Here is a 22,878-nt window from a genome sequence, read left to right as displayed (position 1 = left end):
GTCAAGCGTGGCGGTTCCGGTGACCTACCGTCGGTGCCGCTGGTCAAAGCCGTGTGACTCGTTGTACTTTATACCGTACAACTAAGGAGGGGTCATGAAGGTTATCGCCGCATCTGACCTACGCGCGAACCTTGCGAACGTGTTCGACGCCATCGAGGACGACGCGGAGGACCTCATCGTCACTCGAAGCGGCCACGAGCCGCTGGTCGTCATGCTCAAGAGGGATTACGACGCGTGGCGCGAGACGGAGTACCTGTCCCGTGGCGCCAACGGCCGTGAACTTCGTCGCCGGGCAGCGGAGATGGAGTCGGGAGAACGAATCGTGCGCGACGTCATCGATCCCGAGGCCACTGAGTGAAGCTCGTCTGGCATCCGGAGGCCTGGGAAGAGTACGTCGACTGGCAGACGAGCGATCGTAAGCTTCTCAAACGGATCAACGCGTTGATCAAAGACATCCGGCGCGGAGACGACGGAGGCATCGGCAAGCCTGAGCTGCTTCATGGCGACCTGTCCGGCTGGGCCTCGCGGCGCATCAACGAGGAACACCGGCTCGTGTACCGCATCATCGATGCCCACGGCGAACTGGAAATTCTGTCCTGCCGGTACCACTACGGAGATAGATGATCGGATAGCCACGTCACTCCGCCAGATCCACCCGAGCAGCCGGCATACGTAGCGGCAGGCCGCACGCGGCATCCCTGGTCGCCCTCGGAGGACGAGGGAGGCAAGGCCGGGGCGGTGTATGTCTAGATCATGGACATAGTCGAGTTGGGGCGGTTTCTCCGGGTGCGCCGGGAGGCGTTGCGGCCCGGGGACGTCGGTCTGGTGCCCGGTGGGGTGCGGCGCACGCCAGGGCTTCGCCGGGATGAGGTGGCGGTGCTGGCGGGGATCTCGCCGGACTACTACGAGCGGCTGGAGCGGGGGCGGGCGCCGCATCCGTCGCCCGAGCTGCTGACCGGGCTGGTACGGGCGCTCGGGCTGAGCCGGGACGAGCGCGACTATCTGCACCGGCTGGCCGGGCACCCGGCGCCGGAGCACGACCGGGACCGTACCGCCGGGCCGGAGATGTTGTTCCTGCTCTCGCAGCTGGAGGCGGTCCCGGCGCATGTGGTGGACGGGCTGACCGGGGTCGTCGCGCAGAACGCGCTGAGCATCGCGTTGATCGGCGACTACACGCGGGCCCGCGGGCGGGACCGGAACCTGGCCTGGCGGTGGTTCACAGATCCGTCCGTGCGCGGGTTCGCGGTGCCGGACGACCATGAGGACATCGGCCGGGGCTGGGTGGCGGAGCTGCGCGCGACCGTGGCGCGGCGCGGCCACGATCCGGCCGCCCGCCGTCTTGTCGACGAGCTGCTGACGGCCAGCGCCGAGTTCGCCGGTTACTGGACGCGGATGGAGGTCGCGGGGCTCGGCATGACCCGCAAGGTGATGCTTCACCCGGCGACCGGCCCGCTGGTCGTGAACTGCGACCAGATGCTCGGCTCGTCCGGCGAGGACCGCCTGATCGTGCTGCGCCCGGAGCCGGACACCGGCACGGCCGAGCGGTTCGCCCGCCTGCGACGCGAGCGGGTGGCCGCGTGAGCGGCGGTAGTGACCGCGACCTGAAGAAGAGTGACAGGCGAAGCGGCCGCACGACAGGAAATCCGGCGCGCGAGGCCCCGCGGGCTGCCGCACGACAGGACATCGGCGTACGAGACCGCGCCGGCCGCAGCGCGGCGAGGAATCGGCGGGAGAGCGGTCGTGCGGCGGCCGCGATGGCGTCGCAGTGCGAGAGGAAGCCGGCGGAGCGTCGCCGCAGCGTGAAGGGGGATGTGGCGTGAGCGAGACAGCACACCGGCGGCGACCAGCATCCGAGGCGGCCCGCGTCCTGGCTGCTCACGCGGCCGTGACCGAGGAGCGGCGGCGTCCCGCGCCGGAGAGCATCGCGGCGGTACGCGACGCCGGTCTCTTCGCCCTGACCGTCCCGGCGGAGGCGGGCGGGCTGGGTGCGAGCGCGCGGGAGCAGTGCGAGGCGGTGATCGCGCTCGGCCGGGGCTGTCCCTCCACGGCCTGGGTGACCGCGCTCAGCGCCGGTGCGAAGGCGATCCTGCTGGCCTCGACGTCCGACTCGGCCCGCGCCGCCCTGCTGGCCGACCCGCACGCGATCGTCTGCGGCTCCGGCGCCACCCGCGGCGTCTCCACCCACCCCGCCACCGCCGCCGACGCGGCTGACGGTGTGATCGTTTCCGGCCGGTGGACGATGGCCTCCGGCTGTGAGGACGCGGACTGGGCGATGCTGATGGCGCCCGGCGTCGGCGCCCTGATGGTCGAGACCACACACCTCACCGTCGAGCGCACCTGGCACGTGGCCGGGATGGCCGGGACCGGCAGTCACACGCTTGTCGCGGACGGCCTGCACGTGCCCGCGGACCGGGTCATCCCCCGTCCGGCCCTCTCCCCGGGCGCGAACCTGGCCGGCGTGGTCGGCATGCTGGCGCCGCTGGCCGGGGCCACGCTGGCGATGCGCGACATCGTGGCCGCGCTGCTGGCCGGCGACAAGGCGCCCTACGGTTCCCGCTACGCGCGCATCGCGGACTCCCCGTCGGCCCGCACCTGGTTCACCGACGCGGAGCGGCTCGCCGCCTCGGCCGAGCAACGGCTGCTGCGTACGGCCGGCCTGGTCGACGCCGGTGATCCGCTGACGTTGCCGACCCGGGTACGCCTGCGCGCCGACCTCACCACCGCCGCGCGCGAGTGCCGCCAGGCCACGGAGAAGCTGCTCGACCTCGGCGGTACCAGCGGTTTCGCGCTGGACCAGCCGTTGCAGCGGCTCTGGCGGGACGTCGAGGTCGGCTCCCGTCACCCGCAGTTCAACCCCTACCTGGCCGAGGACGATCTTGGCGGTGTCCTGACCGGCGCGGGGGAGCCGATGTCCGTGATGGTCTGAGAGTTCTCGGTGCGGAGCAGGTCCCGCAGCATGCGCGCGACCCGGCCCATCGCCGCCTCGGCCGCGGGTTGCACAGTGGCCGGGACGCGCGACTCGGTGAGCGCGACGATCGCGTACCGGCCGCCGTCCGCGTGGGCGACCACGCCCATCTCGTGTCGCATGGTCAGTACCGTGCCGGTCTTCGACGACCAGTGGGACGCGTCCGAGGCGAGGTCGGGCGCGAGCCGCTGCCGGTGCACGGAGTCGCCCATCAGCTCACGGACCCGGGCAGCGACCGGCGGCGCGATCGCGGACGGCGTCCACAGCGCGGCCAGCAGGTCCGCGAACGCGCGTGCCGAGCCCGCGTTCGCGCGGCTCACGTCCAACTGCGGGATCGGGTGGCCGTGCCCGGTGGTGACCGCGCCGATCGCCAGGGCGTGCGCGAGGTGCACGTCCTCCGGCGCCAGCCGGTCCGCGGGCGTGTCGTTGAGCGTGCGGATGCGGTGCCGGACCGCGATCCCGTCCAGGCGGAGCCGGCGCAGCTCGTCCATCACCGCGGCCGGCGGTACGAGCGCGAAGAGCGCGTCCGCGGCGGCGCCGTCGCTGATCGCCACGGCCAGGTAGAGCAGGTCCTCGACAGCGATCGTGGCCGGATGCCGGAACCGCATCAACCCCGGCGGGCCCGGCGTCTCCACCCGGTCCGGCGGCACGGTCACGACCGCGGTCAGGTCCAGCTCGCCCCGGTGTGCGGCCTCAAGCACCGCGACCGCGAGGGGCACCTTGATCAGCGACGCGGCCGGGAACACCGCGTCCGGCTCGATGCCCAGCTCCTCGCCGGTGAGCAGGTCCCGCACCAGGAAGCCGCCGCGCAGTCCGGCGTCCTCCAGCACGCCCCGCGCCTCCCGGAACACCCGTGCGGTACTCACGCCGGCACTCCCAGACACTCGCCGACCGCCGCGTGCAGCACCGTCCGCACCTTTTCCAGCTCCGCCCGCGGCCCGGCCACCACGTCGTATCCGCGGGCCACACCGAGATCCCCGGCCGCCCACCGCAAGCCGTGCGCCCCGGCCTGCGCGGCCGAGCAGAGCAGCAGGTCAGGCCCGGTCAACGCCTCGGCAGCGGCCTCCACGGGCGACCCGGCGACCACGATCTGCGCCGGCCGCAGTCCCGCGGCGGCACCGAGCCGGCTCAGCCGGTCCCTGACATGCGGCACGTCATCCTCCGGCTGGATCCAGATCCGCCGCGCCGTCCCCGCGGCGTCCGATTTCGACGGTCGCAGCATATCGATATGCGTCACCGGCTCACGTGTCGCCGCCAACCCCAACGGCACCACCCACACACCCACATCCGGGGGTACGCCGGTGAGCGCCGCCCCGCCCGGCTCCTCGGTCAGCTCCAGGTGCAGGTCGTGCGCGCGGGCGGCCGCGACCAGCCTGGCCAGCGCGGGCGTCGGGCAGGTCGCGGGCACGGTGAGCCGGAACGGGCGGCGGCGGGCGCGTTCCGCGTCGTGTTCGAGCGCGTCCGCGAGGCGGATCAGGCGCTGGGCGGCCGGCAGCAGCGCGGCGCCGAACGGGGTGAGCACGATCGCGCGCGCGGACCTGTCGAGCAGCGCGCCGCCGAGGTGCGCCTCAAGCGCGGAGACGCGGCGGGACGCGACGGACTGCGGTATGCGCAGCGCGGCGGCGCCGACGGTGAAGCTGCCGTGCCGGGTGACCGACACGAACGCACGGCCGGCCGCGACGAGATCCATGAGCTGTGACTATGCCAGATCGGCATGACACCCGCCGTTTTCGTCTTCGACAGCATGGGCGGGCTCTGCGAGGGTCGATTCGTACCCACGAAGGGGGTTTTTCGTGTTCACAATTGTGACGGCGACCGCCGCGATGCTCGCGACGATCACGCTGACACCCACCGCCGCTTCCGCCACCGGCGTGTACCAGCAGCTGGAGCGGCAGTACGACGCCCGCCTCGGCGTCTACGCGGTCGACACCGGCACCGGCAGGACAGTGACGTTCCGTGACAACGAACGGTTCGCCTACACGTCCACGTTCAAGGCGCTCGCCGCCGCCGCGCTGCTCGACCGCATCTCCGACGCGGAGCTGGGCCGCGTGGTCCACTACACGGCCGCGGACCTGGTCGACTACTCGCCTGTCACGTCGCTGCACGTGGACGAGGGCATGACCCTGGGCGCGATCGCCGAGGCCGCGATCACGGTAAGCGACAACACCGCGGGCAACCTGCTCTTCCGCGAGCTCGGCGGCCCGGACGGCCTGGAGCGGTCACTCCGCGCGATCGGCGACCGCACCACCCTCGCCGACCGAATCGAGACCGAGCTGAACACCGCGATCCCGGGCGACCGCCGCGACACCAGCACGCCCCGCGCGCTCGCCACCGACCTGCGTGCCTACGCGCTCGGCGGCGAACTGTGCGCCACCGACCGCAGCCAGCTCATCACCTGGCTGCGCGCGAACACCACAGGCGCGGAGACGATCCGCGCGGGCGTCCCGGCGACCTGGACGGTCGGCGACAAGACCGGCGCCGGCGGCTACGGCACCCGCAACGACATCGCGATCCTCTGGCCGCCGTCCGGCGCCCCGATCGTGCTCGCCGTCATGTCCACCAAGGACACGCCGGACGCCGTCTACGACAACGCACTGCTCGCGGACGCCGCCGAGGCCGTCGTGCGCCACCTGAACCGCCGCTAGCCCATCACGACCCCGATCTAAACCCAAGATCAACTGTTCTCCCGCTTCCGCGGTGGTCCCGCCCCGTGAGCTCCCGCGGCCGTCGGATCCGTGGGTGGCCGGGAAAACCCCACGCGGGTTTTCGACCTTGCCACGGAAAGGCTGGTCCGGAGCGACGTACGGAGCGCCAGCGGAGCCCAACGCTCCGGTTTGCCCGCGGGAGCGACTCCGTTGCCCATTCTCGTCTGGCCGTCTTTGCCTGATGGTCGAATGGGCTGTTGCCGAAGTCGGGAGTGTGGCGGGTTGTTCCGCCTGGTCGGCGGCCTTGCGGACTGCGGGAGCGGCGTGGGTCATCGTCAGTGGCGGCTGGTCGGGGCGGTTGCGGGTCGGGTGGTTACAAGGACCGGCATCGAAGCCCGGAGTTCCGTAGGGGGCGGACTTCGGGGCGGCTGTGGTTCAGGCGGTCGCAAGGAGCGGCGTCGAAGCCGGGAGTTCCGCGGGGGTGCGGGCTTCGGGGTGGCTGCGGGCTGGGTGGCCGCAAGAACTGGCATCGACGCCGGGAGTTCCGTAGGGGGCGGGCTCCGGGGCGGCTGCGGGCCGGGTAGCCGCAAGAACCAGCACCGACGCCGGGAGTTCCGTAGGGGGCGGGCCGGTCGCGGCACTTCGGCAGGAGCCGGGTCGGCATCAAGGCGGAAAACCTCCATATCCGACATGTCCCGTCGCGGCGTACGCTCACCGCCCGCCCTTACTGAGCTTTCGAAGCCACGGTCTACCGCCGGGCGCTACGCGCCCGAAATTTCAGCATTTATTGACCGGGGTCGGTCCGCGCTCCGCCCCCCCGAAAGATCAGTAAGGCCACATCAAGATCCTTGCGGTCCTGGTGGCCCTTATTAGGGCCTGGTAAGGGCCACCAGGACCGCAAGGATCCTGCACCCCACCCCCGGGTGCGGCACTCTCCGCGATCCAGCTACCGAAGGAAGGGCGAAAGCCGCATAGCGGACGGGAGCCCGGTCCGTCGCGGCAGGCCGTCCCGCCGTGCGTGCGCAGAGTGCGGCGTCGAGCACTATGGGTGACGTCGGCGCCGGAGCGTGCGGTGGTCTCGCCCTCTACCGGCCGCCCTCGGTCAGGCGGGGGCGAAAATGCGGTGGTCGCGCTTTCTGCCGACACGCCCTCGGTCAGGCGAGGGTGAAATGCGGTAGTTGCGCCTTCTGTCGGCCCGCCCTCGGTCAGGCGAGGGCGAAAATGCGGTAGTCGCGCTTTCTGCCGACATGCCCTCGGTTAGGAGAGGTAAGAAATGCCGAAATTTCGGGCGTGAAGCGCCGATGTGCCCTGGCTCTGACGTGGGAACGCGCGAGAGCCGGGATCAACTGGCCTTCCCGCGGTGCTCCTGGCCTCGGTGCCGGTCCTTGCGACCGCCCGGATCGCTGTCGTCCCGCCCGGCCGCCGCTGAGACGACGGACGTATTGTTCCCGCGTTCCCCGAGCCCGTCGGCCGGATCAACCCGTACCCCCCGCTTCGGTGCCGGACCTTCGATCGTCAGATCCCAGACGACCCAAGCGCGCGAATGGGCAACAGAGTCGGGAGCGTGCGGGCCGCCACCACCGCGGACGTGGGAAGACGCACCTGCTCGTGACCGTGGCTGTGGTTTATCGATTCGTGGGTGGCGGGGGGCTTCGACTAAATTATCTGGTTATGGGAACGCTGGAAGAGCTGCTTAACGACCGTCTCACCGCCGCATTCGCCGCCGTCGTCGACGGGGGAGCGGATCCGGTGCTGCGACGTTCGCAGCACGCGGACTTCCAGGCGGACGGGGTGCTCGCGGCCGCGCGACGGGCCAAGCGGCACCCGCGTGAGCTGGCCGCGCTCGTGGTCGAGGCGGCGCGGCTTGACGATCTCTGCGCGACAGTGGAGATCTCCGGACCGGGCTTCATCAACCTGACCGTGTCCGCGGACGCGCTCGGCCGGCTGCTCGGCGAGATGGCCGGGCATGATCGGCTCGGTGTGGACGCGGCAGCGGTGCGGGAGACGGTGGTGGTCGACTACTCCGCGCCGAACGTGGCGAAGGAGATGCACGTCGGGCACCTGCGGTCGACGGTGATCGGTGACGCCGCGGTGCGCACGCTCGAGTGGCAGGGCCACCACGTGATCAAGGCCAACCACCTGGGCGACTGGGGTACGCCGTTCGGCATGCTGATCGAGCACCTCCTTGACATCGGTGAGGCGAACGCGGCCGAGGAGCTGTCCGTCGGCGACCTGAACGGCTTCTACCGGACCGCGCGGGCGAAGTTCGACGCGGACGACGAGTTCAAGGAGCGGTCCCGGCAGCGGGTGGTGGCCTTGCAGGGCGGCAATCCGCAGACGCTTCGGCTGTGGCGCATGCTTGTCGACGAGTCGGAGCGGTACTTCCTGGCCGTCTACGACCGGCTCGGCGTGCGGCTCACCGACAAGGACTTCTGCGGCGAGAGCTTCTACAACGACATGCTGCACCCGGTCGTGGCCTCGCTCGACGAGCTGGGCCTGCTGAAGACCAGTGACGGCGCGCGGGTGGTGTTCCCGGACGGGTTCGTCAACCGGGACGGCGAGCCGCTGCCGATCATCGTGCAGAAGCGGGACGGCGGCTTCGGCTACGGCACCACAGATCTGGCCGCGATCCGTTACCGCACGCAGGAGCTGAAGGCGGACCGGATCGCTTACGTGGTAGGCCTTCCGCAGAAGCAGCACTTCGAAATGATCTTCTCGGCGGCGCGGGCCGCGGGCTGGCTGACCCCGGCGACGCGTGCGGACCACGTGGCGTTCGGCTCGGTGCTCGGCACGGACGGCAAGATCCTGCGCAGCCGGGCCGGCGACACGATCAAGCTGGCCGACCTGGTCGACGAGGCGATCGCCCGTGCGGCCGCAGCTGTCGCGGAGAAGAACCCGGCGCTGTCCGAGGCGGAGCGCGACGAGGTGGCCCGGCTGGTCGGCATCGGCGCGATCAAGCTGGCCGACCTGTCGAACGACAGGGTCAAGGACTACGTCTTCGACTGGCAGCGGATGCTGTCCTTCGACGGGAACACGGCGCCGTACCTGCAGTACGCGCACGCGCGGATCCGGTCGATCTTCCGGCGCGGCGAGGTGTCCCCGCCGGCCGGCCTGGAGTCTATCGCGGTGCCGGAGGCGGCCGAGCGCGCGCTCGCGCTTGAGCTGCTCGCGTTCGCCGGCACGGTTTCGGTGGTGGCGGAGACGCTCGAGTTCCACAGGCTCGCGCACTACCTGTTCGGGCTGGCGTCCGCGTTCACCACGTTCTATGAGCAGTGCCCGGTCCTGCGGTCCGAGGGGGAGGTGCGGGAGAACCGGCTCGCGCTCTGCGACCTGACCGCCCGCGTGCTCCACCAGGGCCTCGACCTGCTCGGCATCACCGCACCCGCACAGATGTGACAAACCTCGAAAGGCGCGCGGGGGTACGTACCGCCGCGCGCCTTTCGGTGTTCCGGGCGCCCGGACCGGGACGGCCGCGTCAGGTGTGAGTCGTCACTCCGCCAGGCGCTCCCAGATCGCGCGCAGCTGCTCCTGCTCGCCGGGCGTCAGGCGCCCGAGGAATATCGCCCGGACGTCGTCGAGATGGGTCCGGCGTGCGTGGCTGAGGCGTTCCTGCCCGGCCGGCGTGAGGACCGCGTGGAAGCCGCGACCGTCAGTGACCGACCGCTGCCGGGTGATCAGGCCCTGCCTCTCCAGCCGGTCTGCCATCCGGGTGAAGCCGCCGGTGGACATCAGCCGCCGGGCCGCGAGGTCGGACATCCGCACGCCGTCCGCGCCCGCCGCCTCAAGCGCGGCGAGCACGTCGTACTCGGACATGGTGACGCCGGTCCTGGCCAGCCGTGATTCCATCTCGCGCCACAGCCGCGTGTGTGTGTTGAGGAAGCCGCCCCAGGCCGCCTCTTCGAGGTCGGAGAGCCGCTCGTCCGTCATGGCTGCACTGTAACGGCCCACCACCTGTGACCCAGGTCGCCTTGGTGTCCAGACTCTCCGCTCATATAGTTGCCTGCGCAGGCAGTTAATAGGACAGAGAGTGAGTTTGAGATGACAACAGTTCTGGTGGCGGGTGCGACCGGCAGCCTCGGCAGCCTGATCGTGGCGCGCCTGCTGGAGCGCGGTGCCACAGTCCGCGCGCTTGTCCGCCCGTCCAACGCGGACGGCGGCGCCCGGCTGCGCGAGGTCGCCGCACATCCGAATCTGTCGCTCGTGGTCGGCGACCTCACCGACGGGGCTGGCGCACTGGTCCCGCACCTGGCCGGCGTGGACGTGGTGGTCTCCGCCGTCCAGGGCGGGCCAGAGGTGATCATCGACGGCCAGCTGGAGCTGCTCCGGGCCGCCGAGGCCGCAGGCGTGCACCGGATGATCCCGTCCGACTTCTCCATCAACCTCTGGGGGTACGACTACGGCGTCAACATCCTCTCCGACCTGCGCCGCGTCTTCGCCGCCGCGTTCCGGAACAGCGCCGTGGCCCGTACCTCAGTGGCGGTCGGTGCCTTTCCGGAGTTCTTCCTCGGGCCGTTCCACGAGGTCCTCGACCCGGCGGCCGGTACGTTCGCCGTCTGGGGGGACGGCACCCGGAAGATCGACATCACCACCATCCCGGACACGGCCGCCTTCACCGCCGCCGTCGCGCTCGACCCGGCGACCGCCGGCCGTGACATCCACGTGGTCGGCCAGCAGCTGACCGTGCTGGAGCTGCGCAACGAGGTCGAGGCCGCCTCCGGCCACCGCTGGAAGCTGGTCCGCCGGGGCACCCTGGATGATCTGCAGGCGGAGATCGTCCGTCGTCAGTTCGCCGCCACCAGCCCGTTCCAGTACGTCGCCCTCCAGTACCAGATCGGGATGTACAGCGGTACCGCCTCCCTGACCGACGTCCGCAACGCCGACTACCCCGACGTCACGCCGACGTCGGTCGCGCAGTACCTGGCTGGCCCGGGTGCGTCCCACTTCGAGATCCAGGCCGGCGCGCAGTCCACCGAGGACTGGCCGGCCGCGGTCTGATCCGGCCCCTGACGGACGCGTTGGGTCACTCCAGCCCGGTCAGCAGCGTGCCGATCAGCGTGTCCACGAACGCCTCCGCGTCTCCGGTGTCGGTGAAGTTGCCAAGGAACGCGCGCTGGAAACAGGCGCCGAGCAGCATCGCCGCGCCGGCGGCCGGGTCTGCTTCCGGGCGCAGCCGCCCGAGTCGCTGCTCCGCGGCGAGGTAGCCGGTCAGCGCCTCGAGCGGCACCTGCGGTCCCGCGTTCCGCTCGCGCAACTTTTCCCGGTGCGCGGCGAACAGCGTCGGCTCGGAGAAGAGCGACGCCGCCATCGGGAACCCGTGCTCGTAGAAGTCGACGGCGGCCAGCGCCACCTCGCGCAGCACGCCCGCAACCGGTTCCGCGCCCACCCTGCCCGGCAGTCCGCCGAGCACTGTGACAAGCGTGGCGGGCCCGCGTTCGCCGAGCACGGCCAGGAAGATGTCGGTCTTGTCGCGGAAGTGCTTGTAGAGCGCGGCTTCGGAGAGGCCGGCCGCAAGCGCGATCTCCCTGGTCGTGGCGCGGGCCAGGCCACGGTCCCGGATGACGCCGGCGGCGGCGCTGACGATGCGGTCGCGGGTACTCAATCCGGTTTCCTCTTGACGGCGGGGTGAGTGCTCACTAACCATAATGGTTAGTGAGCACTCACTAACCAGGGAGTCGTTGTGAAACTGACAGTTCTCGGCGCGACCGGCGGCACCGGTCTCCAGCTGATCCGCCAGGCGTCCGCGGCCGGCCACGACGTCGTCGCTGTCGTCCGGGACCCGTCACGCCTTCCACCCGAGCTGCCCGGGCTCACTGTCGTCACCGCGGACGTGACGGATCCGGACGCGCTCGGCGAGGCCGTGACCGGGCGCGATGCGGTCATCTCCGCGATCGGGCCGCGCGGGCGAGGGCCGACAGCTGTCTGCGCGGACAGTGCCGGTGCGGCCGTGACCGCGATGCGGCGGCACGGCGTCCGGCGGCTGATCGTGGTCAGCAACAGCGGCATGCACACGGACGGCCGGGACGGCCCGGTCACCCGATACGTCGCCAAGCCGATCCTGGTCCGCGTGTTCGCCCACGCCTACGCGGACATGCAGCGGATGGAGGACCTGGTCAGCGCGACCGACCTGGACTGGACGATCCTCCGCCCGCCGATGCTCACCGACGGGAAGCACACCGGCCGCTACCGCACCGAGATCGGGCGTAACGTCCGCGGCGGCAACCGGATCTCCCGCGCCGACCTGGCCGACCTGATCCTGCGCGGCCTCACCGATCCGGCGACGGTGCGGGCCACGGTGTCGATCGGGTACTGACCGGGCCGGCCCAGCGGGTGAGGACCGGCACGCAGCGCTCCGCGAACTCCTCGTAGTCGGCCGTGGAGTTGTAGACGTGCGCGGACAGCCGGAGATAACCCACGCCGCCGAACTGGCCGAACGCGCACTCGGCCGACAACTCCGCAAGCACCCGGGCCCGCAGCGCGTCCGGTGCGCCCGGGCCGGTCCCGAGCGTGCCGGGCAGCCGTACCAGGCGCATCGGGCCGGCGGGCATGCCGACCCGTACCGTGTGGTCCTCGCCGGTCAGCGCCGTGAAGGCCGCCGCGATCACCGATGCACCGCTGCCGGCCAGCTCGGACGCTCGCGCGCGGACCGCCGCCCAGCCCCACCGCGCGTCGATGCCGGTAAGCGTCCCGGGCGCGGCCAGCTGTGCGGTCACGTCAAGCGTGCCCTGCACATCGAACCTCCGCGGGTACGGCAGCGGCGCGCCCCACGAGTCGATCAACGGCCACAGCTCCTGCACGTGCGGCCCGCGGGCGACAAGCACGCCTGTGCTCCGCGGCGCACAGCCGAACTTGTGCAGATTGCCCACCCACACGTCGCAGTCCACGCCGGCCAGCGGCGTCTCCAGCAGCGCGGGCACGTGCGCGCCGTCCACCAGGAACGGGATGCCGCGTTCGCGCGCCACCCGGCCGATCAGGTCCACCGGCAGGAAGCGCGCGGTGGGGGAGGTGAGGTGATCCGCGATGATCAGCGCGGTCCGGCCGGTGATCGCGCCGATCACTGCTGACGCCGCCTCCTCGGCGCCGGCGTCGAGCGGCACGTGGACCGTGCGGACAGTGCCGTGGCGGCGCCGGGCCAGGCGTTCCGCGCCCATGGTGACCGCGCCGTAGCCGTGGTCGGTCACGATGATCTCGCCGCCGTGCGGGAACGGGAGGCCCGCGAACGCGACGCTTGCGCCGCCGCTCGCGTTCGGGACCAGCGCGAGTGTCTCCGGGGCCACGCGCAGGAATCGGGCGATCTCGGCACGCGCGGCGGCGATCCGGTCCGGGAGGCCGGCGAACCAGCGGACCGGCGCGGCCTCCATCTCGTCGCGCAGCGCGGCCTGTGCCGTCAGGGCGAAGCGCGGGACCGCGCCGAACGAGCCGTGGTTGAGGTGGAGCGGCGTGGGGGAGAGTGGCCAATCGGCGTCCATGGCTCCTGCACTCAGTAGAATGTTACAAGTCCGATCATGCCTAGGTGGCGTACCCTCGTGGTGTCAAGGTCTTGGTCGTGGCACTTTCTCTCTGGGAAAGCTGTTCAGCTTGGCTGAAGCATGTGACATATTACTGTCGTGTCCCATCGTCTGAAGGTCGTCATCGTCGGAGCCGGCATCGTCGGCGCCGCGACCGCGCGCGTGCTGGCCCGCTCCGGCTGCGACGTGGTCGTCGTCGACCGCGGGGCGAGCGCGGGCGGCACGTCCTCCGCCGGCGAGGGCAACATCCTGGTCTCGGACAAGGGGCCCGGCGCGGAGCTGCGGCTCACCCAGCGCTCGCTTGCCGCCTGGGCCCGGGTGCGCGAGGAACTGCGGGACGAACTGCCCTCCGGATTCCCGGATCTCGAGTTCGAGCAGAAGGGCGGCCTGGTCGCCGCGACAACTGACGCGGGCGCGGCCGCGCTGCTTGACTTCGCCGCCACGCAGCGCACGGCCGGCGTGACCGCCGAGGTGGTCGACGACCGCCGCGCGCACGAGCTGGAGCCGGACCTCACCCGAGACCTGACCGCCGCCGTCTTCTACCCGCAGGACGCGCAGGTGCAGCCCGTGATCGCGACGGAGGCGCTGCTCGCGGCCGCCCGCCGGCACGGCGCGCGCGTGCGGCAGGGCGTCGAGATCCTCGGCCCGGTTCTCGCACACCAGACGATCACGGGGGTACGCACCAGCGCGGGCACACTCCCGGCCGACGCGGTGGTGATCGCGGCCGGGCCGTGGTCAGGTGAGGTGGCCGCGCGCTTCGGCGTGACACTGCCGGTCCGGCCGCGGCGCGGCACCGTGCTTGTCACATCCCGGATGCGGCAGCGCGTGTTCCACAAGGTCTACGACGCGGACTACGTCGGCGCGGTCGGCTCCGGCGCGGCAGACCTGATGGTCTCGAGCGTGGTCGAGTCCACCGCGGCCGGCACCGTGCTGATCGGCTCCTCCCGCGAACGCCGCGGCTTCGACGACCGGATCGAGGCCCGGGTGCTTGCCGCGCTCGCCGCCAAGGCGCTGCTCCTCTTCCCGTTCCTCGCGGACGTGCAGGTGATGCGCGCCTACGGCGGCTTCCGCCCGTTCGTCCCGGACCACCTGCCGGTGATCGGCGAGGACCCGCGCCAGCCAGGGCTGTGGCACGCGACCGGCCATGAGGGCGCGGGCATCGGGTTGAGCCTGGCCACGGCGGACCTTCTGCATGATCAATTGCTTGAGGGGGGCGCGGCCGGCGAGTTCCGGCCCGACCGTCCGACGCTGCTGCCGCACCTGGAAGGGGCCACCGCATGACCGGACCGTACGGGCTCACCGCCGCCCACGACCCGGCCGCGCCCGCGGACAGCGGCACGATCACGGTGACCGTGGACGGCGAGGCAGTGACCGGCCGGGCGGGCCAGACGATCGCCGGCATGCTGCTGGCCTCCGGTCGCGTCTCCTGGCGTGTGAGCCCACGCAGTGGGCGTCCACGCGGCGTCTTCTGCGGCATCGGAGTGTGTTTCGACTGCCTGCTTGTGGTGAACGGCCTCCCCGACGTGCGCGCCTGCCAGCGGCGCGCAACGGACGGCGACGTGATCGACCTCCAGGACGACTCCGCCGCTCGCGAGGGCCACGCTGCTCGCGACGGGGACGGTCGTGACCGCCGCGCCGCTCTCGACAGCCGTGGCGATCGTGACGGGCGTGGCGAGCGTGGCGAGCGGGCCAGTGCGGGGGATGGGCGATGACGGAGAGCGTTCCGGTTCTGGTGGTCGGTGGCGGACCGGCCGGGATGGCAGCCGCGCTTGCCGCACGCCGCCGGGGTGTCCGCGTGGTGCTGGTCGAGGCCTCGGACGATCTCGGCGGTCAGTACTGGCGGCACCTGCCCGCGGAGCGCGCCGGCGAGCGTGAGGAGCTGCTGCACCACGGCTGGCAGACGTTCCTCGGCATGCGCGCCGCGCTGCGCAACGACGACGGCTGCGAGATCCTGCTCAACGGGCACGTCTGGTCGGCCGACCGACGTGACGACGCGCCACCGCTCGTCCACGTGGTCGTCGGCGAGGCGGACGGTGCCGGGCGCCCGGCGCGCACGTTTGACCCGAAGGTGTTGGTGCTGGCGACCGGCGCGCACGAGCGCACGCTGCCGTTCCCCGGCTGGGACCTGCCCGGCGTCTTCACCGCGGGCGCCGCGCAGGCCTTGGCGAAGGGGGAGCGGGTCGCGGTCGGCCGTCGCGTGCTCGTGGCCGGCGCGGGCCCGTTCCTGTTGCCTGTGGTCAGCAGCCTGATCCGTACCGGCGCGACGGTTGTCGGTGTGGTCGAGGCCTCCGGCGTGCGGCAGCTCGGCGCCGGCTGGGGTGCGAAGCCCTGGCGACTGCTGTCCGCGCGTGCCAAGGCCGCCGAGCTGGGCGGATATGCCCGTGATCTGGCTGTCAACCGCATTCCCTATCGGACCGGCGCGGCAGTTGTCGCCGCGCACGGCGCCGGCCGGGTCGAGTCCGTCACCGTCGCCGGCCTCGACCCGGACTGGACTCCGAAACCCGGCACCGGACGCCGGATCGAGGTGGACGCGGTCTGTGTCAGCCACGGCTTCGTGCCCCGCAGCGAACTGGCCGTGGCCGCCGGCTGCGTCACCGGCCCGGACGGCGTGGTTGTCGTCGACGACTGTCAGCGCAGCTCGGTGCGCGGAGTGCTCACCGCGGGCGAGCTGACCGGCATCGGCGGTGTCGACCTGGCGCTGGCCGAGGGCGAGATCGCGGGTGCGGTCGCGGCGGGCGGCAACCCACCACCGGGGGCGGCGAAGGCGCGGCGGGTGTTCCGGGAGTTCGCCGGGCGGCTGGCGTCGGCGCACGGCATCGGTCCCGGCTGGCAGGACTGGCTGGACGACACGACGACCGTCTGCCGCTGTGAGGATGTCACCGCTGGTGACCTGCGCCGGGTCGGCGGTCTGACCGAGTCGCGCGGCCTGCGCTCCCTGAAGCTCACCACCCGCGCCGGGCTCGGCATCTGCCAGGGCCGCACCTGTGGCCGCGCGGTCGAGGAGATCCTCTCGGCCGCTGCGCACACCCGGCTCTCCGCCCAGGCGAGCCGGGCACCCGCCGGACCGAGCTTCCCCAGCCACGCCGAGCCAAGCCAGACCGCGCCTGGCCAGACCGCGTCGGGTCAGATCGGGCCGGGTCAGATCGGGCCGGCTCAGGCCGCCTCGGATCTAGCCGCGTCGGGTCAGATCGCGACCGGCCAGACCGCGCCGGGCAAGATCGCACCGAGTCAGGGCGAGCCGGGTCAGGCCGCGCCCGGCCAGGCCGAGGCGGGCCGGTCAGGGCCGCGCCAGGTGGACTTGACCAGCGCCGGGCTGCTCGACCCCGGCCGCACCGCCCACCGTCCCATCGCCGTTCCCATCCGGCTCGGAGAACTGGCCGGGCTCATCGACATCGACGGCAGCGTCGCCGGAAATGCCACAAGCACCCAGGAGGACCTTTCATGAGTTCCGCACCGATCGACCTTCGCGGGGTCATCGTCGCGACCGCGCTGCCCTTCAAGGAGAATCCGGCCGCGCCGGCCGGGCTCGAGGTGGACTACGACAGGTTCGCCGCGCACTGTGACTGGCTGGTCAGCAACGGCTGCCGGGGCGTCGGGCCGAACGGCTCGCTCGGCGAGTACTCGGCGCTCACCGACGACGAGCGCCGGAAGGTGGTGCAGGTCGCGGTGGAGGCGGTGGCCGGGCGGGGTGTGGTCGTCGCGGGCGTGCACGGGCCGGGCTGGCACCAGGCGAAGCACTGGGCGGAACTGGCGGCGGAGGACGGCGCGGACGGCGTGCTGGCGCTGCCGCCGACCATGTACCGGGCGAGTGACTCCCAGGTCGTCGAGCACTTTAGCAAGATCAACGAGGTCGGCCTGCCGATCATGATCTACAACAACCCGATCGACACCAAGGTCGACCTGGTGCCGAGCCTTGTCGCCGAGATCGCCCAGCTGCCGAACGTCTCCGCGATCAAGGAGTTCAGCGGCGACGTCCGCAGGCTCTTCGAGATCAAGGAACTGTGTGACATCGACGTGGTCGCGGGCGCGGACGACGTGCTGTTCGAGCTGATGGTGGACGGCGCGGTCGGCTGGTTCGCGGGCTTCCCGAACGCGTTCCCGGCCGAGTCGGTCGAGATCTACGACCTGATGATCGCCGGGAAGGTCCCCGAGGCCCGTGAGCTGTACAAGCACCTGGTGGCCGTGTTCCGCTGGGACTCGCGTGTCGAGTTCGTCCAGGCGATCAAGCTGAGCATGGAGCAGGTCGGCCGGTACGGTGGCCCGTGCCGCCCGCCGCGCGGCCCGCTCACCCCGGCGCACGAAGCCCAGGTGCGCGCGGACATGGCCCGCGCGATCAAGGGCCTCGAAGAGTACCGAGGTAGGTAGATGAGGGCATCGCGGATGTTCCAGGCGGTCGACTCGCACACCGAGGGCATGCCGACCCGGGTGATCACCGGCGGCATCGGCGTGATCCCGGGCGCGACGATGAACGAGCGCCGCCTGCACTTCGTCGCGCACCTGGACCACATCAGGAAGCTCCTGGTCAACGAGCCGCGTGGGCACGCCGCGATGAGCGGTGCGATCCTGCAGCCGCCGACCAGGCCTGATGCCGACTTCGGCGTGCTCTACATCGAGGTCTCCGGCTGCCTGCCGATGTGCGGGCACGGCACGATCGGCGTGGCCACTGTGCTCGTCGAGACCGGCATGGTCGAGGTGGTCGAGCCGGTCACCACGATCCGGCTCGACACCCCGGCCGGCCTGGTCACGGCGCTCGTCGCGGTGAAGGACGGCCGCGCCGAGCACGTCACGCTCGAGAACGTGCCGTCCTATTGCGAGCGTCTGGACGAGGTCATTGAGGTGCCGGGCCTCGGCCCGGTGTCCTACAGCCTCGCGTTCGGCGGCAACTTCTATGCCATGGTCGACCTCACCAGACCCTTCGACCGGGCGTACCAGCAGGAGATTTTGAATGACGGCCTGAAGATCATGGACGCGATCAACACGCAGAACCCGCCGAAGCACCCGACAATCGACGGCGTCGACCACTGCCACCACGTGGAGTTCATCGCGCCCGGCTCGGACGCGCGGCTCTCCCGGCATGCGATGGCGATCCACCCCGGCTGGTTCGACAGGTCGCCGTGCGGCACCGGCACGTCGGCCCGGATGGCGGAGCTGCATGCGCGCGGTGAGCTGCCGCTGCACCAGGACTTCGTCAACGAGTCGTTCATCGGCAGCCGGTTCACCGGCAGACTTATCGGGGAGACAGAGGTCGGCGGCGTGCGGGCGGTGCTGCCGACGATCACCGGGCGGGCCTGGATCACCGGTTTCGGCCAGTACGTGCTGGACCCGACGGACCCGTACCCGGCCGGATTCGAGTTTTAGGAGATGCAGGTGACTGACGTGGAGCAGCTGCTCGCCGCCGCCGACGCGGCAAGGCCCAAGATCAGGAACACCACGCCGGGGGTACGCGCGGAGTGGCTCGACGCGGTCGCGGACGCGCTCGACACGGCAAAGGACGACCTGGTCGCACTGGCGCAGGAGGAGACGCACCTGCCGAACGCGCGCCTGACCGGCGAACTCGGCCGGACCACGTTCCAGGCGCGGCTGTTCGCCGAGGGGCTGCGCAGCGGCGAGCTGATCCCGACCCGGATCGACCCGGCCGACCCGGCGTGGGGCATGGGCCCGCGTCCCGAGCTGCGCCGCACCGTGCTGCCGATCGGGCCGGTGCTCGTCTTCGCGGCAAGCAACTTCCCGTTCGCGTTCAGCGTGTTCGGCGGTGACACGGTGTCCGCGCTGGCCGCCGGCTGTCCGGTCGTGCTTAAGGCGCACCCCGGGCATCCGCGCCTCTCCCGTCGTACCGCCGAGGTCGTGGTGGCCGCCTTGAGCGCCGCAGGCGCCCCCGACGGCACGTTCGGCCTGCTGGAGGGGGTGGAGGAGTCGCTCACCGCGCTCCGGGATCCGCGGATCAGGGCGGCCGGGTTCACCGGGTCGACGGCCGGCGGGCGCGTGCTCTTCGACATCGCGGCCGGGCGGCCCGACCCGATCCCGTTCTACGGCGAGCTGGGCAGCACGAACCCGGTCGTAGTCACGCCCGCGGGCTGGGCCGAGCGGGGTGACGCGATCGCGCGCGAGTGGGTGGAGTCGCTGACGCTCGGCGCGGGCCAGTTCTGCACGAATCCGGGCGTCATCCTGGTCCCGGACGCCGACGCGTTCGTGGCCGCGGTCGCGCTGCCGGTCCCGGGCCGCATGCTCTCCGAGTCGATGGAGAAGGGGTTCGCGGGCAAGGTCGCCGAGGTCGGTGCGCGCGACGGCGTGCGAGAAGCCGTCACAGGCGACCCCAATGACCAGGGGGTACGGGCGACAGTGCTTCGTTCCACGGCGCGCGACATCGTGGCCGATCCGGAGGCGCTCGACATCGAGATGTTCGGGCCGGCCGGCCTGGTGGTCGGCTACGGCTCCGAGGACGAGCTGGAGGAGGTGGTCCGGCTGGTTCCCGGGCAGCTCACCGGCACGGTGCAGGCGCACAGCACGGACCCGGACCCGGTGGCCGCGCGCGTGGTGCCGGAGCTGGCGGACCGGGTCGGGCGGGTGGTCTACAACGCGTGGCCGACCGGCGTGACAGTGTCCGGCGCGCAGCATCACGGCGGTCCGTGGCCGTCCACCACGGCGCCGACCTCGACCTCGGTCGGCCTGGCCGCGATCACCAGGTGGCAGCGGCCGGTGACGTTCCAGGGCGCGCCCGCATCAGTCCTGCCGCCGGAACTCCGCTGACGCCTTGTCATACTCGTGCCGGCCGGACAACGCTGGGCGGCGCCCACGACGCCGGGCGGCGCCCACGATGCTGGGTGACGCCCACGATGCTGGGTGACGCTCACGATGCTGGGTGACGCTCACGATGCTGGGCGGCGCTCACGATGCTGGGCGGCGCTCACGATGCCGGGTGACGCTCACGATGCCGGGTGACGCTCACGACGCCGGGTGACGCCGGGCGGTGAAGACGCCGGAAGGCGCCGGGCCGCGTTGGAAGGCGCCGGGTCGCGTCGAAGGCGCCGCGTCGCGTCGAAGGCGCTTCGGCCGGCACGATGTGACATTGTATTGTCGGACCCACATCAGACGCGGGAGGTACCCAGGTGAGCTCATCGGTCATCGGCCCGGTGGCCGTCGGGGCGAGCCTGCGCGGCACCGTCGAGGACGCGGTCGCGGCCGCGATCGTCTCCGGCGAGTTGGCGCCCGGCACGCTCGTCACCGCGCCCACGCTCGCCCTCCGGTTCGGCGTCTCCGCCACGCCGGTCCGCGAGGCAATGCTCAACCTGCAGAAACGCGGCTTCGTCGATGCGGTGCGGAACAAGGGTTTCCGGATCACCGACGTCAGTGAGCAGGACCTGTGGGAGATCGTCCGGATCCGGCAGGACCTGGAGGGCCCGCCGATGCGGGACATCGCGCGCACGCTGCAGCCGGGGACCGCGGCCGAGCTGCGGGTGCTGGCCCAGACCATCGTGGACGCGGCCGCCGGCGGCGATCTGGCCGAGTACCTGGCCACCGACATGGCATTTCACCTGCGGCTGCTTGAACTGCACGGCAACCGCCGGCTCATCGAGATCGTGAAGGATCTGCGGCAGCAGACCCGGATGGTGGGGCTTGCCGACATGGTCGGCACGGCCGAGCTGGCCCGGTCCGCGGCCGAGCACCACAGCCTCGTGGACCTGCTCGAGGCGCGCGACGGCCGGGGCGCGGAGACGCTGCTCAGGGCGCACATCGGGCATGTGCTGGGCTGGTGGAACGGCCGCGCCGAGGACTGACCGGCACCCCTTCGTCACGCACCGCGCCCGCCTGAGGTCAGGCGGGCGCTTCTGTGTCTCCGGGGTGTAAATAGTTGCTCGCCAGCTCTTCACCTGCGCTGTGTGACATACTACTGTCCTCCCTAGCGACCGGGGTCACCCCGACGCGGCTGACAGATCGTGACCGGGCCTTCGAAGCCCCGCATACATCAGCGTTGCCCCCTCACGGAGTCGTTCAGCGCAGGGCCCGCCTTCCCATCCACGGATCGAACCGTGTGCGGCCCGCGCGTACCCGGAAGGCAGGACCCCTCACATGCCACAACCTCGCACCCCGGCGGTTCTCGCCGGGCTGATGGCCACGATGCTCGCCGTGCAGGCGTGCAGCGGTGGCGGCGGCTCGTCCGACTCGAGCGGAAACGGCGACGGCACGCCGCGGAAGGGCGGCACGGTGCAGGTGCTGCAGGCCGCCGACTTCTCGTACCTAGACCCGGCCCGCGGCTTCGACGGTGGCGTCAACGCGTTCTACCGGCTGGTCTACCGCACGCTGATCACCAAGGCGCCGTCAAACGCCGCCGACCCGAACGCGATGGTCCCGGACCTGGCGCAGGGCCTCGGCGAGGTGTCCGCGGACGGGCTGACCTGGACGTACAAGCTGAAGCCCGGGGTGAAGTTCGACAACGGCGCGCCGATCACGTCGAAGGACGTCAAGTTCGGCATCAGCCGCGGGTGGGACCCGGAGATCGGCATCGGCGCGCCCTACCTGAAGCAGTTCGTGGCCGCGCCGGAGGGCTACCAGGGGCCGTACCGCTCCGGTGAGCTGCCCACGATCGCCACGCCTGACGACCAGACCATCGTCTTCACGCTGAAGGCGCCGTTCCCGGAGTTCGACGCGGTGCTGTCGATGCCGAGCGCGGTGCCGTTCCCGGTCGGCACCGGCGGCGGGTCCGAGTTCATCAACGACATCGTCGCCTCCGGGCCGTACGACCTGGCCTCGTTCACGCCGGGCAGCACCATCGCGCTGAAGCGCAACCCGAACTGGGACGCGTCCACCGACCCCGTGCGCACCGCGCTGCCGGACGGCTGGACGTTCACCATCGGCGTCGAGGGCGCCACAATCGACGAGCGCCTGATCGCCGGCCAGGGCGCCGACGTGAACGCGATCGCCGGGACGGTGCAGACCGCGACGATCGCGCGCCTGCAGGACCCGCGGTTCAAGGACCGGGTGCTGAAGGCGCCGTCCACCTGCACCACCTACATGTCGCTGAACAGCACGAAGGGCCCGCTTGGCGACGTACGGGTGCGGCAGGCGATCAACTACGCGGTGGACAAGAGCTCGGTGCTGAACGCGACGGGTGGCAACCAGTTCGCCACGGTCGCCACCACGATCATCCCGACAAGCGTGGCCGGGTACGCGGAGTACAACCTCTACCCGAGCCCGGACAACACCGGCGACGTGGCCAAGGCGACGGCGCTGCTCACCGAGGCGGGCCAGGCCGGCGGCTTCACGCTGACGCTCGACGTCAGGTCGAACGCGGTGGCGCAGCGGCAGGCCGAGGCGATCCAGCAGGCGCTCCAGCGCGTCAAGATCGACGTCAAGCTGAACGTCATCGACGTCTCCACCTACTACGAGACGATCGGCACGCCGTCCCAGCAGCACGACGCCGCGATCACCGGCTGGTGCCCGGACTGGTCCTCCAGCGCCTCCACGTTCCTGCCGCCGCTCTTCGACGGCCGGGTGATCACCGAGAAGGGCAACCAGAACCTCGCCCAGATCAACGACCCGGCGGTGAACGCGGACATCGACCGGATCCGCGCGCTCACCGACCTGGACGCGGCGAACACCGAGTGGGGCGCGCTGGACAAGAAGATCATGGAGCTGGCGCCGATCGTGCCGCTCAATGTGGAGAACCGCATCTTCCTCCCGGGTGAGAACGTGGCAGGCATCGTCGCTCCGCAGGGCGAGATCGACTACGCCATCCTGGGCCTCGAGGACCCGTCGAAGGGCTGAC

The 22,878-nt window shown here is 71.4% G+C and carries 21 protein-coding genes; 16 read left to right on the top strand and 5 right to left on the bottom strand.

What is annotated here, in order from left to right:
- Nucleotides 1-94: 94 nt before the first annotated feature.
- From ACIA8K_RS31190 to ACIA8K_RS31175, 4 genes are all read left to right on the top strand, one after another.
- On the top strand, nucleotides 95-358 hold the full coding sequence (locus ACIA8K_RS31190) for a type II toxin-antitoxin system Phd/YefM family antitoxin (RefSeq protein WP_396065693.1): 264 nt from the start codon (nucleotides 95-97) through the stop codon (nucleotides 356-358).
- Nucleotides 355-624 (top strand): Txe/YoeB family addiction module toxin, encoded by a 270-nt coding sequence (locus tag ACIA8K_RS31185; protein WP_396065691.1) that lies wholly within the window; start codon nucleotides 355-357, stop codon nucleotides 622-624. Before ACIA8K_RS31190 ends, ACIA8K_RS31185 begins: the two co-directional genes overlap by 4 nt.
- Nucleotides 625-753: 129 nt before the next feature.
- Nucleotides 754-1,581, top strand: coding sequence for a helix-turn-helix transcriptional regulator (locus tag ACIA8K_RS31180; protein WP_396065689.1), 828 nt, complete (start codon nucleotides 754-756; stop codon nucleotides 1,579-1,581).
- Nucleotides 1,582-1,816: 235 nt separating this feature from the next.
- Nucleotides 1,817-2,926: an acyl-CoA dehydrogenase family protein gene (locus ACIA8K_RS31175; RefSeq protein ID WP_396065687.1), complete on the top strand. Its 1,110-nt coding sequence runs from the start codon at nucleotides 1,817-1,819 to the stop codon at nucleotides 2,924-2,926.
- Here ACIA8K_RS31175 and ACIA8K_RS31170 read toward each other — a convergent pair.
- The gene (locus tag ACIA8K_RS31170) at nucleotides 2,857-3,831 is read right to left on the bottom strand and encodes a serine hydrolase (RefSeq protein ID WP_396065685.1); all 975 of its coding nucleotides are present in this window, start codon (nucleotides 3,829-3,831) and stop codon (nucleotides 2,857-2,859) included. The genes ACIA8K_RS31175 and ACIA8K_RS31170 overlap by 70 nt on opposite strands.
- A complete protein-coding gene (locus tag ACIA8K_RS31165) occupies nucleotides 3,828-4,655 on the bottom strand; it encodes a LysR family transcriptional regulator (protein WP_396065683.1) in 828 nt (275 codons plus the stop codon). The genes ACIA8K_RS31170 and ACIA8K_RS31165 overlap by 4 nt, the downstream gene beginning before the upstream one ends.
- A gap of 133 nt (nucleotides 4,656-4,788) precedes the next feature.
- On the opposite strand from ACIA8K_RS31165, the gene bla reads away from it, so the two are divergent.
- Nucleotides 4,789-5,610 (top strand): class A beta-lactamase, encoded by an 822-nt coding sequence (gene bla, locus ACIA8K_RS31160; RefSeq protein ID WP_396065739.1) that lies wholly within the window; start codon nucleotides 4,789-4,791, stop codon nucleotides 5,608-5,610.
- 1,671 nt (nucleotides 5,611-7,281) lie between these two features.
- The gene (gene argS / locus ACIA8K_RS31155) at nucleotides 7,282-9,006 is read left to right on the top strand and encodes an arginine--tRNA ligase (protein ID WP_396065681.1); all 1,725 of its coding nucleotides are present in this window, start codon (nucleotides 7,282-7,284) and stop codon (nucleotides 9,004-9,006) included.
- Between the two features lie 93 nt (nucleotides 9,007-9,099).
- Here the strand turns inward: argS and ACIA8K_RS31150 are convergent, their stop codons facing one another.
- Nucleotides 9,100-9,537 carry a MarR family winged helix-turn-helix transcriptional regulator gene (locus ACIA8K_RS31150; protein ID WP_396065679.1) on the bottom strand — a complete coding sequence of 146 codons (438 nt, stop codon included), beginning with the start codon at nucleotides 9,535-9,537 and terminating at the stop codon, nucleotides 9,100-9,102.
- A gap of 111 nt (nucleotides 9,538-9,648) precedes the next feature.
- Between ACIA8K_RS31150 and ACIA8K_RS31145 the strand changes: the two genes are divergently transcribed.
- The gene (locus ACIA8K_RS31145; protein ID WP_396065677.1) at nucleotides 9,649-10,605 is read left to right on the top strand and encodes an NmrA family NAD(P)-binding protein; all 957 of its coding nucleotides are present in this window, start codon (nucleotides 9,649-9,651) and stop codon (nucleotides 10,603-10,605) included.
- 25 nt (nucleotides 10,606-10,630) lie between these two features.
- Here the strand turns inward: ACIA8K_RS31145 and ACIA8K_RS31140 are convergent, their stop codons facing one another.
- Nucleotides 10,631-11,209 carry a TetR/AcrR family transcriptional regulator gene (locus tag ACIA8K_RS31140; protein ID WP_396065675.1) on the bottom strand — a complete coding sequence of 193 codons (579 nt, stop codon included), beginning with the start codon at nucleotides 11,207-11,209 and terminating at the stop codon, nucleotides 10,631-10,633.
- A 78-nt stretch (nucleotides 11,210-11,287) separates the two neighbouring features.
- On the opposite strand from ACIA8K_RS31140, the gene ACIA8K_RS31135 reads away from it, so the two are divergent.
- Nucleotides 11,288-11,920, top strand: coding sequence for an NAD(P)-dependent oxidoreductase (locus tag ACIA8K_RS31135; RefSeq protein WP_396065673.1), 633 nt, complete (start codon nucleotides 11,288-11,290; stop codon nucleotides 11,918-11,920).
- On the opposite strand, the gene ACIA8K_RS31130 is transcribed toward ACIA8K_RS31135, so the two are convergent.
- Nucleotides 11,874-13,076, bottom strand: coding sequence for an aminotransferase class V-fold PLP-dependent enzyme (locus ACIA8K_RS31130; protein WP_396065671.1), 1,203 nt, complete (start codon nucleotides 13,074-13,076; stop codon nucleotides 11,874-11,876). The genes ACIA8K_RS31135 and ACIA8K_RS31130 overlap by 47 nt on opposite strands.
- Before the next feature lie 138 nt (nucleotides 13,077-13,214).
- Here ACIA8K_RS31130 and ACIA8K_RS31125 point away from each other — a divergent pair, with 138 nt between their 5' ends.
- The 8 genes from ACIA8K_RS31125 to ACIA8K_RS31090 all read left to right on the top strand — a co-directional run bounded on the left by ACIA8K_RS31125 (nucleotide 13,215) and on the right by ACIA8K_RS31090 (nucleotide 22,877).
- Nucleotides 13,215-14,396: an NAD(P)/FAD-dependent oxidoreductase gene (locus ACIA8K_RS31125; RefSeq protein WP_396065669.1), complete on the top strand. Its 1,182-nt coding sequence runs from the start codon at nucleotides 13,215-13,217 to the stop codon at nucleotides 14,394-14,396.
- Entirely contained in the window at nucleotides 14,393-14,827 is a 435-nt protein-coding gene (locus ACIA8K_RS31120) for a (2Fe-2S)-binding protein (RefSeq protein WP_396065667.1), read from the top strand. The genes ACIA8K_RS31125 and ACIA8K_RS31120 overlap by 4 nt, the downstream gene beginning before the upstream one ends.
- Nucleotides 14,824-16,560, top strand: a complete 1,737-nt coding sequence (locus tag ACIA8K_RS31115) for an FAD-dependent oxidoreductase (protein WP_396065665.1) — start codon at nucleotides 14,824-14,826, stop codon at nucleotides 16,558-16,560. Before ACIA8K_RS31120 ends, ACIA8K_RS31115 begins: the two co-directional genes overlap by 4 nt.
- Nucleotides 16,557-17,480, top strand: a complete 924-nt coding sequence (locus ACIA8K_RS31110; protein WP_396065663.1) for a dihydrodipicolinate synthase family protein — start codon at nucleotides 16,557-16,559, stop codon at nucleotides 17,478-17,480. Before ACIA8K_RS31115 ends, ACIA8K_RS31110 begins: the two co-directional genes overlap by 4 nt.
- Nucleotides 17,481-18,473 carry a proline racemase family protein gene (locus ACIA8K_RS31105; RefSeq protein ID WP_396065661.1) on the top strand — a complete coding sequence of 331 codons (993 nt, stop codon included), beginning with the start codon at nucleotides 17,481-17,483 and terminating at the stop codon, nucleotides 18,471-18,473.
- A 3-nt stretch (nucleotides 18,474-18,476) separates the two neighbouring features.
- A complete protein-coding gene (locus ACIA8K_RS31100; protein ID WP_396065659.1) occupies nucleotides 18,477-19,862 on the top strand; it encodes an aldehyde dehydrogenase (NADP(+)) in 1,386 nt (461 codons plus the stop codon).
- A 359-nt stretch (nucleotides 19,863-20,221) separates the two neighbouring features.
- Entirely contained in the window at nucleotides 20,222-20,890 is a 669-nt protein-coding gene (locus ACIA8K_RS31095) for a GntR family transcriptional regulator (protein ID WP_396065657.1), read from the top strand.
- 292 nt (nucleotides 20,891-21,182) lie between these two features.
- Nucleotides 21,183-22,877 (top strand): ABC transporter substrate-binding protein, encoded by a 1,695-nt coding sequence (locus tag ACIA8K_RS31090; protein ID WP_396065655.1) that lies wholly within the window; start codon nucleotides 21,183-21,185, stop codon nucleotides 22,875-22,877.
- Nucleotide 22,878 lies beyond the last annotated feature (1 nt).

The sequence above is a fragment of the Catenuloplanes sp. NPDC051500 genome (assembly GCF_044454585.1).
Lineage (GTDB): Bacteria > Actinomycetota > Actinomycetes > Mycobacteriales > Micromonosporaceae > Catenuloplanes.
This window is presented reverse-complemented; position numbering and strand designations above follow the sequence as displayed.